The sequence below is a fragment of the Paenibacillus sp. AN1007 genome, assembly GCF_040702995.1.
In the GTDB taxonomy this organism is placed as follows: Bacteria; Bacillota; Bacilli; order Paenibacillales; family Paenibacillaceae; genus Paenibacillus.
Genome location: NZ_CP159992.1, coordinates 2,914,104 through 2,926,140, shown reverse-complemented (window position 1 = coordinate 2,926,140; position 12,037 = coordinate 2,914,104). Strand labels below are relative to the sequence as shown.

Here is a 12,037-nt window from a genome sequence, read left to right as displayed (position 1 = left end):
GTCTTAAGAAAAGCAGTTAAACGAAACGTATGAATAGAAGGGGAGGTATAATATATGGCGAAGGATGACACGGTTTGGGAACAGGCCGAGCCTGGAGTGAAGCGTCGTATTTTCAAACCAGGTCAATCGCTAATGATGATGGAAGTACATTTTGAAAAAGGCTCGCAGGGTTATGAGCATTCCCATCCCCACGAGCAAATGACGTATTGTCTGAAAGGGAGCTTTGAGTTTCGGATTAATGGAGAGAAGCATTGGCTCCGCCAGGGCGAAGCTCTCAACATACCGGGTGGGGTGGTCCACGGTACCATTGCTCTTGAAGAAGGAGCGTTGCTCGATACCTTTACACCGCTTCGGGAGGACCTCTTGAGGATATGCTAATCCATGAGGCATGGCTTTAGATCCTTTTAGGTGCAGTTAAGATGAAGAAAAAAATTCGGGCTATACCTAATATACTTCCCTTGAGATGTAGTTCTTACTTATTCTATTGAAAATATGCCTTTCGTGAATAAATGAGTGAATGCAGTTGATTTGATCTTGAAAATGTTAATGAATTCTTAGGGCAGTACCCCTGACCATCTCGCCAGAGCGCATCGCTCACAGCGATGAGGTCGGGGGTTCGATCCCCCTGGGCTCCATGAAGAAAAACGTCATCACGTCTTGTGATGGCGTTTTTTCTAGTACCCCAGCATGGGTGTCATCTCTAGGATGAAGCGCTTGCTAGAACGAATGCCCAGAGGAGATAACCTCAGAAACGTCTGCAAGTGAGTGGTACAGAACGGAGGAGTGCCCGGCGTGGACCATATAACGGTATTGAATCTTAATTACATACAAGAAAAGAAATACATCACAAGCCTCTGAAAATGTCGAATCGTCCCGAAATTTCCCGGTTCGTGATACAATGTCACTATGTGTCTCTTTTTATCCATTTGTGGTGTCGTACACAATGCGAACCCCAAGGGAACCATAGCTTTCTTCTTTATATTGACAATGAGTGCAGGTTTTGATGGAGCATAATGCATCGTGATGTGCTTGTAATTTTTCGTTACAGCGAGGACATGTATTCACAAAAAGCGTCTTCAACACGTTGAACATGCTTAATCACTCATTTCTGATTAATTTACTTGGTTTTAAAGTATTATAACCGAAATCATGTCCTCTGTATACGCTTTTTATGTGGTTTTATGATCATTTCATGAAGCAATTAGTACATTTTTATTCGTCTCATTATTCTCTGAAAGGAAGCGTATAACCGATGGATCTACTCCTGTTTTTCATCATGTTTATACTGGGTCTAATCGGTTCGTTCTTCTCCGGGCTGCTCGGCATTGGCGGGGCTATTATTAATTTCCCGCTCCTGCTGTATGTCCCGGAAATGGCCGGGCTGCAGCCTTTTACAGCTCATCAAGTGTCTGCTATCAGTATGTTTCAGGTATTTTTTGCGTCCCTTGCAGGGGTTCTTGCATTCCGCAGCAGGGCGAAAGCCGGGAAGGCGGGAGGTGCTGTCATTGACCCCGGACTGGTGCTGTATATGGGAAGCAGCATTTTAGTGGGCAGTTTGATTGGCGGTTTGATCTCGGGCCTGCTGGATGAACGGATGATTCATCTGGTATACGGCATTCTTGCTGTGCTTGCTATTGTACTCATGCTTATTCCAAGCAGGGGGCGGCTGGATACAACCGAACCGCTAACGTTTAATAAAATAATTGCTTCAAGCACCTCGCTTGCCGTTGGCATTGTGTCGGGCATCGTCGGGGCTGGAGGCGCTTTTGTACTCATTCCTGTGATGCTTACCATTCTGAAGATTCCTGTCCGGACAACCATTGCCTCCTCGCTTGCGATTGTGTTCATCTCTGCGATTGGTGGTGTTATCGGTAAAATTTTTGTTGGACACATTCCTGTCGAGCCGATTATTTATACGGTGCTCGGAAGTTTGATCGGTGCGTCCCTTGGCTCCAGAGTAAGTTCCATGATCAATGTCCGGTTTCTTCGATACGCACTGCTTCTCCTGGTTGCTGTAACAGCCGTGAAAGTCTGGAGCTCGATGTTTTAGGTTATTCATCTTGTCAATCAATCCGATTCGGGAAACAATTAACGTAACCAAAAGGCTGAACCTCCGTATATAGGATATGAACATGACCGGAACATGTTTAACTTTTAACCGAAGTTGAGGGATCCAACCGATGAACAACATACTTATGGACCAGACTGCATCTGAAGTTAATGCTGACTTGGCATACCGTCTCGCCGAGCAAAAAGCATCTCAGTATTTTACAACTCTATCTAAGCAGCTGATAAACAACACACATATAGATGCACTTCAAGAAGATTTCAGCATATGGCGGAAAAACCACATTCATCGGTTTGGCTGGCTGTCATGGCTCGCTGGCAAAAGAAAACCGGATTCCAAGGATATGCAGCAGTATATGCACTGGATGAATATGACGGGCAAGCTGGATGATTATCTGGACCGAAGCATCTCATATATTTACATGCGGGATCTGGGGCAGGCTCTGGATACCCCGAAAACCATAGACAGCGTTCGGCGTATAGTCGAGGACACCAAAAAGTACTTTACACGTGCTGCGGGTGAAGACCAGCGTCAGCCCGATTACATCAGTCCGGCCGCGTTATACCGCTGGGGGCAGCGAGAACAGATCGAAGAGGCTGTCATCTGGGTGATGCACAAATTAAAGCAAACGGCAGCAAACCTTCCTGAAGAACTCGATGCCGCGCAGGCTCAGCGAAAACTGATCAAAATCATTTTGGGTGTCGTGCTGCACGTATATGACGAATTGACGGATGAGACCCCGCGTCAAGAACGAATAGAGAGACTGGATGCTGCGATCCGGCTTGGCTATTCCTACGGCTTGACTTATCCTTTTGTCGACGATCTTCTGGACTCTCAAGCGCTGACCGCTCAAGAGAAGGAACAATATGCAGCTATGATCCGAAAAGCACTTCTTACAGGCATCGTGCCTGATCTTGGAGAGTGGAAGGGGCCGCAGCTTGAAGTCATCCGGTATGTTCATTCCGAGCTTCGAGAAGCCTTTGAGTATATTCGGGATTATCAGCGTGAAGAGATGCAGCGCACTTTTTTTGAACAATCCTATGTGTTCTTTCATTCCCAGGAGATGGATCGTGACAAAAAATGTTCGAATGCTCATTACACGAATGAGCAGCTGTACATTCCGATCATTATCAAGTCGGCATCATCCCGGTTAATCGTTCGTTCCGTTCTCAGTGCTCCGGAAGATGAAGGGTTTGATCTGCGCACGTTTTATTACGGCATCTATAATCAGCTGGCAGATGATTTTGCAGATATGTTTGACGATATGCAGGACGAGGCTGTGACACCCTACACCTATTATCTGAAATATCGAGACTTGCGTCCTGACCTGATTAACCCTTACGAGTTATATTGGGCGGTCATCTCGTATCTGATCCATGACGTTTACGGTTCAAACTCCAAGGCGCGGGAGGTTATCCTGGATCGTGCTATTAACGGACTGAAGCGCTGTAGAGAACGGCTTGGACAAGCGAAGTATGACGAAGTCATGAGCATATTTGCATCAGGGCAGCCTGAACTTAATCGTATCGTGCAGCAGATGGTGCGGAAAGCGGATGACGTAGATTTTCTAGACAAACTGCTGCGGGATCAGGTTGTCGTGCAGCTCGGCAATGATAAAAAGGAAAAGGAATCTTTCCAGCAGACGATTCGGACTGTTCGCGAACAGATTAATGTCGAGCTGCAGATCAGCAAACCTGGCGAAGGACCCAAGATGAAGGGCACGCTTACAGACGCTGCGAATTACAGCCTGCAGGGGGATGGCAAACGTCTGCGTCCAATCCTGACTTGGGTAATGGGCGTACAAGAGTATGGTCTCGCGGAGTCAGCCATTATGCCGCTGCTGCGATCCATGGAGTATATGCATACAGCCTCGCTTATTTTTGATGACCTGCCTACACAGGATAATGCTTCAACAAGGCGAGGACGTTCTACGCTTCATCAGCTGCACAACAGCGCGACAGCAGAGTTAACCGGACTGTTCCTGATTCAGCGAGCGATCCGGGAGCAGTCTTCACTGCATCGCTTTGATGCGCAGACGGTGCTGAAGCTGATGCAGTATTCGGCTGTAAAAGCAGAGGACATGTGCATGGGGCAGGCTTTGGATCTTGGTTCCAAAGGAAAAAAGCTGTCGCTGGAGGAACTGAATGAGATATGTTTTTACAAAACGGGCATTGCCTTCGAGGCAGCACTGGTCATGCCGGCTATTTTGGCAGAAGTGAAGGAAGAGGAGATCGGTACGCTGAAGACATTCGCTTATCATGCAGGCATTGCTTTTCAAATCAGGGATGACCTGCTGGATTATGCAGGAGATGACCGTACCCTTGGCAAACCTGCCGGTCAGGACGAACGAAATAACAATTCGACTTTTGTATCCGTTCTGGGGGAGAAAGATGCAGCCAAAGCGATGTGGGAGCATTACTGCCTTGCTTCAGATGCATTACGTCAGATGCCGAGACCGATTCCTTTTTTGAAACATCTGCTGGATTATCTGGTTGGCCGTGAGCGTTAATACTTCCGTTTGCTGCTGAACTTATAAAGCCGAACTTATAAATATGAAGAACCCTCCGCTCCGCTTGAAGACGAGCGAGGGTTCTTTCGCGTTTCGGTTTGTACATCATGATGTGATGTTCGAGGCTGCACTAAAATGATGTATTTTTGATCCACAGCTTCGAGATATCCAGAAAGCCAAACTCTGAAGTCTGCATGCCGTAGATGCTCTGATGCAGCTCGGCCTTTTTGTTCATATGACATCCATGCAGCAGCCAGCGATTTTGGCGAAGGACACTCTCGGCCTGTTCCAGAAGTTCAGTACGCCCGTTATGAGCAAGCTGCGGGAAAGGGTCCAGCAAGTCGTCTAATACAGATTGAAGTTCGGGTGTCAGGTAATCATGCAGACAGTTGGTTTCGTTTTTAAAAAAATGAATCATGCCATACTGCCAGTCGTCTTCCAGAATTTCTTCTCTCAAAATCAAAGGTGCATCTGAGGTCTTCACCACATCCAGATAGTCATCAAAAGGTTCCAGTTCAATCTGCAGCCCGATCTTACGTGCACGCTGCTGCAGCCATTCCGCCACATCGGAGTCTTTGTTCTTTTTGTAAGACAGCCGGAACGGTTCCCCTTGATAACCGGATTGTTCAAGCAGTGTGCGAGCCTCATCCAGCGCAGCGCCTTCCAGTTCTGAACGGCGCTTTTCCATGGCAGAAAACTGCTGGCAGGTGTAATCCGGTTCTCACCCAGATCATGCACCAGTGTGACCGGATCATAAATGATGCGCACAGCCTCACGAAAAGACGGTGTATGATGACAGCCGGGGACATGAAAATTAAAAAGCATATACTGACATCCAAGTGCAGGATAATCAATATAATGCGAAAGTTCATGGCTGCTTCCAGAGAGGCTGAGTCGATCCGTGCCGGGCAGATGATAATAACCGTCATTCGAAGCTGTCTCGGGCAGAAACCAGATATGAACCTGATCCAGATGAGGACGGATGCCGTAGTAGGCATCAAACGCGGCGAGTTTAATGACGTCTTCGCTCATCTCCGTGATCTGAAATGGTCCTGTGCCGACTAACATCGAATGGGAGTCATGATCTGCGGGCAGGATCGTCATCCGAATACAGCTGAATAAATGCAGAAAGAAACGGTTGGCGCGATACAGGACAAACTTGATGCAGTAATCACTACTCACTTCTGTGCGCTCGATATCCCGGTACAGCCAAAGAGATGGACAGTTCGTGGCAAACAGCCGGTTCAAAGAAGCCTGGACATCGTGCGAGGTCATGATGCGGCCGTCATGGAACCGAACTCCTTTACGTAAATAAAATATCCATTCCCGATGATCGCTGCTGCATTCCCATGTATGTGCGAGTGAGGGCAGGAAGGTATTCGCGTGCGCATCATAGGTAATCAGCGTACTGCATACTTGTCCCAGCAAATACGTTTCAAAGGCGGTATACACGGAAGCCGGGTCCAGATTACCAAGCTGACGAGAGCGCAGCATGCGGAGGGTATCTTGGCCCGAAGCTGTTTCGTTGTAACTGCGGAATCCCATCTGCTGATGAAGAGAGAGCATGAGTTTTTCCCGCAGCACGTCATCGATTCTGACGCTTCCGATCAGTTCGATGGCTTCTTTTACTTTGCCTTTGGATAATAGGTCCGTGAAGTGAAATTCCATGGCATCGTTCAGACTTCGCAGCAGCGTCAGCTCCGAGTGATGTCCGCGTCCCCGCCCAGCTTTCCAATGGATAAAGTGCTGTTCCTCCAGCTTGCGCAGAATGAATTTCACATTCCGCGGGGTGCAGCAGAGAATAGAAGAAAGGTGGTCGATCGTGACGCGCGCAGGTTCATTCAACTTAAGCGAGAGATGCGGCGTGTCTGCCAGTCTTAGAAAATGGGTGTGTATTGTATCCATATGCGGCTCTCCTCTAAAAAGGTGAAAAGGGACAATGAATTATTACACTTTTACTTCCCCCTTTTATCCATACAATTATACATATCAGGATGACGGAATTCATCCATTTTTGATACAGCGCGATAGATAGAGAAAAGCAGCATGATAGGAGAAATGAAAGATGAACCATTATCTAAAACAGATTCACCCGTTGGCATGGACTATTATTATCGGAACGATGTTCGGACGCCTCGTGACCTCGATGAGCATCCCGTTTCTGTCGATCTATCTGACGCGTGTGCTTGAAGCGACTCCGACTCAAACCGGGATCACCGTTGCTGTAAGCTCGCTCGCAGGAGTGCTGGTCAGCTTTTACGGGGGGTATATATCGGACCGGATTGGCCGGAAAATCGTGATGATGGTTTCGGTGTTCAGCTGGGCTGCCGTATTTTTTATTTTCGCAGCAGCAGAGCATCTGTGGGTTTTCTTTGTCGCGAATACGTTAAATGGTTTATGCCGAGCTGTATTCGAGCCAACCTCAAGGGCTCTTTTGTCGGATATTACTTCACCACAGAACAAGCTGCTGGTTTTTAATCTGAGATATGCTGCTATTAATCTCGGGGTTGTGTTCGGACCGATCATCGGTTTTCAGCTGGGATCATCCGAATCGACATTCCCTTTTGTCATTTCAGGGCTTGTTTATATCGCTTACGGCCTGATTTTGTATGTGCAGTTCAGACTGCAGCACGCGAATCTGCCGGGACGTGTTGAAACGGCTGCACCTCGGCTGCGAGAAGCGTTCATGACAACCGGACGAGACCCGGTATTCCTGCCCGTATTGATTGGTACCACCTTTTGTGTGCTGGGTTACGGACACTTTAGCTCTACATTGGCGCAGTATTTGGCGAGAAGTCCCATTTTTGAAAATGGAAGTCAGATGTTCTCGTATATGCTTTCGCTTAATGCGGTTACGGTACTTGTGATTCAATATCCGCTGGTTCGTGCCTTCCGCAACGCACCGCCCCTGGTGCCGCTTATTCTGGGAAATCTGCTCGTTGCTGCGAGTCTGCTGCTTTTTGGTTTGGCCCAAGGCATCCTGCTGATGATGGTCAGTGTCATTGTGTTTACCGTAGGCGAAGTACTGCTGTTTACCATGATGGATATGCTGATTGACCGGATCGCAAAACCCGAATGGAAAGGCACGTACTTTGGTACCATCGGCTTTAATAATATCGGGAATGTAGCAGCTCCGGTGATTGGTGGGCTTCTGTTAAGTCAGTTTGGCGCAGCGAATGGACCGTCTGTGTTTATCCCGATTGCATTGACAACGGCACTCGGCGTTCCCTTCTTGTATACTGCACACAAACGCCTCGTCCTTCGGGAAAAACAGTCCGCCGATCCGCTTCATGTTGGGGCCTGATGGATGAAGTAAATAACAATTCAGTTAATAATTATGTTGACGTATAAAGAATGAGCGAATACAATAAACAACAAATATGTGAAACGGGTGGGATAAAAATGATTGGTCAGCCAATGCAGGTACCGAAAACAATAATTGAATATGCATGAGCATAGTGACATTATTCTGGTAGCGTGTTGACCACGTTTGAACAGTCCAGCTTACTGCAACCCCGTCTGGACGCTCATTCATACTGCGAATCAGAGAAGAAGCTGGATTATTTTTCTCTGGCTGGCTTTTCAATCCGATCAAGCTGTAGATGAACTTCATTCATCTATGGCTTTTTTTCATTCCGTTCATCTGTTCACATGGAAAGGAGCAAGGGAAGTCGAATCTGTTGGAATGATTAGCTGGTGTTGATGACATGATTTTAAACAGAAAAGGAGAATGAACCATGATTAACCATCGTAATGCAAACGTTTCATCTGGAGGTTTTTTTAATTACATCAAACTGCTGCACGATTCATCATAGCGAACATATAAACTCGGATGACAAGTCATTCACACATACAGTAACCTGGTTTCCGGGCTGCTTTAAAAAGAAAACCAACGAAAAGTTAAAGGAGCGGGGCTGATGTCCAAAATAGAGAAACACTCCATGTCTTGGCTTCTGCGATATTTAAAGCCGGTGAAAGGAAAGCTGGCTGTGCTGCTGATTATGCTGCTGACATCAACAGGACTGCAGCTTCTCAATCCACAGATCATTCAACGATTCATAGATACAGCAGCAGGCGGCGGTGTACTTATGGATTTGATGCGGCTGGCGGGGCTTTTCCTGCTGGTGGCTGTAACCAATCAGCTTATTACGATAGCTGTCAGTTACCTTGGCAATGATGTGGCCTGGCGCGCGACGAACCGGATGCGCGGAGATCTGCTGAAGCATTGTCTGCGGCTGGATATGCGTTTTCATAATGTTAAAACCCCGGGAGAGATGATCGAACGGGTAGATGGCGATGTGACCAGCATCTCCAATTTTTTCGCCATGTTTATCGTGCAGGTGATCGGGAGTTTTGTCCTGCTGGCGGGTATTCTGGGATTTATGTTTTCGATTAATGTCCCGATTGCTCTAGTCATGACGGTATTTACGCTGTTATCCATTCTGTTTATGGTGATTATACGCAACCTTGGGGTCGAGTCTTCCAAAAATGAGCGAGCCGCCAGCGCATCTTTGTTCAGCTTGATTGAGGAGCGAATTGCGGGAATTGAGGATGTGCAGGCGAATGGACATGTACCTTATGTGATGAACCGCTTCTATCGCACGATGCGTAAGGTTTTTCAAAAAGGGCGGAAGGCGTGGATGCTTCGAGTGATTCCTTGGAACACCACGGTTGTCATGTTTATTATTTCCGTGACGGTTGTTCTGCTGCTTGGTGTGCACTACTATATTGAGGGCATGATCAGCATCGGAACCTTGTTTTTGATCTATCAATACAGCCAGATGCTGAATGAACCGATTGAACTGCTTGGCGATCAGGTGCAGGAATTTCAAAAGGCTAAATCCGGTATGCTTCGTTCCCGTGAACTGCTGTCTTTACAAAGCGAGATTCAGGACGGTACAGAGGAGGAACTGCCTGATGGTCCGCTCGGACTTGAGTTTAATCAGGTGCACTTCAGTTACAATCAGGATAAACCTGTGCTGCAGGACATCACGTTTGCGGTGAAACCGGGGGAACGTCTCGGGATCATCGGACGTACGGGGAGCGGTAAATCCAGTCTTAGCCGTGTGCTCCTGCGTCTGTACAATCTGGATCGCGGTACCATCCGCATAGGCGGCACAGATATCACGAAGCTTTCGATGCAGGCTCTCTATCGCAGAGTGGGTATGGTTACGCAGGATGTGCAGCTGTTTGATGGTACACTGCGTGATAATCTAACCTTGTTCAATCCGGAGGTGTCGGATGCGATGATCCATCAAACGACAGAACGGCTGGGCCTGCATCAGTGGATCGAAACACAGCCTGAAGGGCTGGATACACATCTGACTGCCGGCGGTGCTTCGTTATCTGCGGGGGAAGCCCAGCTGTTTGCACTAACCCGTGTGTTTCTGACAGAGCCCAGTCTGGTGATTCTGGATGAGCCTTCTTCGCGGCTTGATGCCGCAACCGAAAGCATGCTTCAATCTGCCATTGATGAATTAATGAAGCGATCCACAGGCATTATTATCGCACACCGGCTGGCCACACTGGAGAAGGTAGATAAAATTATGGTTTTGGGCGGGGGCAAACTGCTGGAATTTGGAGCAAGAGAAGAACTCGCACGTGATCCGTCCTCCCATTATGCACGACTTCTGATTACCGGACGAGAGGAGGAATTGGCATGAATATAACCGGATTTATAGGGCGGTTATTTCGCTTTAAGCCCTACCTGTTTCTGATTAACGGCGTGTTATGGTGTGTATTTCATTCGCTCCCTCTGGCAATGGGGCTTGGGATGCAGTGGTTTTTTGACCGGACAGCGACTGGAAATGCTGATTATATGTGGCTTGCCGTGCCGCTGATTGTGATTGCGCTGTTTCGTCTGACGCGGGTCGGTACATTCTTTGCTGCTTTTCATGCCTGGGTCACGTACATGTATCATATTCAAACGATTTTGCGAACCAATATGCTGGCTGGTATCATGCGCTGGCCGGGGCGTAATCTACCCGCTTCACCCGGTGAAGCGATGAGCCGTTTTCGGGATGACGTGGATGAAGTGGTCGAATATATAGAATCCTGGGTTGATTTTTGGGGGCGTCTGGTTTTCGCGGTGGTATCGATTGTTATTATGGCGAACATTAACTGGCAGATTACGCTGGTTGCCGTTTTACCGCTGTTGATCGTGACACTGCTGAATAACTTGTCGGGTAATCGTGCACGAAAGTATGCACAGGTTAATCGTGAAGCGACAGGAAGAATTACCAGTTTTATTGCAGAGACATTCGGGGCTGTGCAGGCACTGAAGCTTGGGCAGGCGGTGGAACATGTCTCTGCGCGTTTTAATCGGCTGAATGAGGAACGCAGGCAGGCAGCGCTGCGGGATAATATGTTCAAACAATGGATGAAGTCACTCAATCAGAATGTATTGAGTATATGCACCGGACTTATTCTGTTGATGTGCGCCGCCGAAATGAAGGCGGGTCACTTTACTGTTGGCGATTTCGCCTTGTTTACCAGTTATCTCGTCAATATCGGGTTCAGCATTTCACTATTCGGATATATGGTGTTTCAGCATAAAAGGCTCAAGGTATCCTATGACCGGATGCGTACGCTGTTCCGTCCCGGTGAAGAGGATCAGATTATGGAGAAAAGGGAAATCTATCTATATGAAGATCCACCAGAACCGACTCATGAGGATAGAGATTCGAAGGAGAAACTGCATGAGCTGGAAGTAAAAGGGCTCAGCTATCAGTATGGGCAATCTTCTAACGGCATACATGATGTAAGTTTCAAACTGAAGCGAGGCCAATTTCTTGTCATTACAGGCAGGATTGGCTCTGGTAAATCAACGCTTGTTCGTACACTTCTGGGACTGCTGCCGAAGCAGCAGGGGGAAATTCTCTGGAACGGAGAGAAGGTGAATCCGGCAGCATTTCTTATGCCGCCTAGAGCCGCATATACTCCGCAGGTTCCAAGGTTGTTCAGTGATACGCTGCGAGAGAATATCGTTCAGGGCAGGAAAATACGTGCAGATCAGGCGCTGGAAAAAGCAATTCGACTTGCTGTTCTGGATCAGGACATCAAGCAGCTGGATCAAGGACTTGAGACGCCTGTAGGCCCAAGAGGCGTGATGTTATCCGGCGGCCAGATCCAGCGGTCGGCTACCGCGCGAATGCTGATGACCGAGGCTGATTTGTTTATCTTTGATGATCTGTCCAGCGCACTCGATGTGGAGACAGAGCAGCAGGTGTGGGACGGACTGTTTCAGGAGCAGGATGTCACCTGTATTGCCGTATCTCACCGCAAGGCTGCGCTCACCAAAGCAGACCACATTATTGTCATGAAAGATGGGCGCATTGAAGCTGAAGGCAGACTCGCGGATCTGCTGGAAACGAATGAAGAGATGCAGCTGTTATGGCAGGGTGAGCAGATGCCTGTGAAAGTAGGATAACATGATTTGTATGGGATAAAGACAAGAAAGA

General features: G+C 47.8%; 8 protein-coding genes. 6 read left to right on the top strand and 2 right to left on the bottom strand.

Annotated features, from left to right (window positions below; genetic code table 11):
- The first annotated feature begins 54 nt into the window (after positions 1–54).
- The 3 genes from ABXS70_RS12880 to ABXS70_RS12870 all read left to right on the top strand — a co-directional run bounded on the left by ABXS70_RS12880 (position 55) and on the right by ABXS70_RS12870 (position 4,577).
- Positions 55–378 carry a cupin domain-containing protein gene (locus ABXS70_RS12880; protein ID WP_342555865.1) on the top strand — a complete coding sequence of 108 codons (324 nt, stop codon included), beginning with the start codon at positions 55–57 and terminating at the stop codon, positions 376–378.
- A gap of 874 nt (positions 379–1,252) precedes the next feature.
- On the top strand, positions 1,253–2,050 hold the full coding sequence (locus ABXS70_RS12875; RefSeq protein WP_342555866.1) for a sulfite exporter TauE/SafE family protein: 798 nt from the start codon (positions 1,253–1,255) through the stop codon (positions 2,048–2,050).
- A 130-nt stretch (positions 2,051–2,180) separates the two neighbouring features.
- The gene (locus ABXS70_RS12870) at positions 2,181–4,577 is read left to right on the top strand and encodes a polyprenyl synthetase family protein (protein ID WP_366296199.1); all 2,397 of its coding nucleotides are present in this window, start codon (positions 2,181–2,183) and stop codon (positions 4,575–4,577) included.
- 130 nt (positions 4,578–4,707) lie between these two features.
- On the opposite strand, the gene ABXS70_RS12865 is transcribed toward ABXS70_RS12870, so the two are convergent.
- Together ABXS70_RS12865 and ABXS70_RS12860 are read right to left on the bottom strand one after the other, a co-directional pair.
- On the bottom strand, positions 4,708–5,142 hold the full coding sequence (locus ABXS70_RS12865) for a hypothetical protein (RefSeq protein ID WP_366296197.1): 435 nt from the start codon (positions 5,140–5,142) through the stop codon (positions 4,708–4,710).
- Positions 5,058–6,482 carry an ABC transporter substrate-binding protein gene (locus ABXS70_RS12860; protein WP_366296195.1) on the bottom strand — a complete coding sequence of 475 codons (1,425 nt, stop codon included), beginning with the start codon at positions 6,480–6,482 and terminating at the stop codon, positions 5,058–5,060. The genes ABXS70_RS12865 and ABXS70_RS12860 overlap by 85 nt, the downstream gene beginning before the upstream one ends.
- A 160-nt stretch (positions 6,483–6,642) precedes the next feature.
- Here ABXS70_RS12860 and ABXS70_RS12855 point away from each other — a divergent pair, with 160 nt between their 5' ends.
- The 3 genes from ABXS70_RS12855 to ABXS70_RS12845 all read left to right on the top strand — a co-directional run bounded on the left by ABXS70_RS12855 (position 6,643) and on the right by ABXS70_RS12845 (position 12,006).
- Positions 6,643–7,881 carry an MFS transporter gene (locus ABXS70_RS12855; protein WP_366296193.1) on the top strand — a complete coding sequence of 413 codons (1,239 nt, stop codon included), beginning with the start codon at positions 6,643–6,645 and terminating at the stop codon, positions 7,879–7,881.
- A gap of 613 nt (positions 7,882–8,494) precedes the next feature.
- Complete coding sequence (locus ABXS70_RS12850) at positions 8,495–10,240, top strand: ABC transporter ATP-binding protein (RefSeq protein ID WP_342555870.1); 1,746 nt, start codon at positions 8,495–8,497, stop codon at positions 10,238–10,240.
- Positions 10,237–12,006, top strand: a complete 1,770-nt coding sequence (locus ABXS70_RS12845) for an ABC transporter ATP-binding protein (RefSeq protein WP_342555871.1) — start codon at positions 10,237–10,239, stop codon at positions 12,004–12,006. Before ABXS70_RS12850 ends, ABXS70_RS12845 begins: the two co-directional genes overlap by 4 nt.
- Positions 12,007–12,037 lie beyond the last annotated feature (31 nt).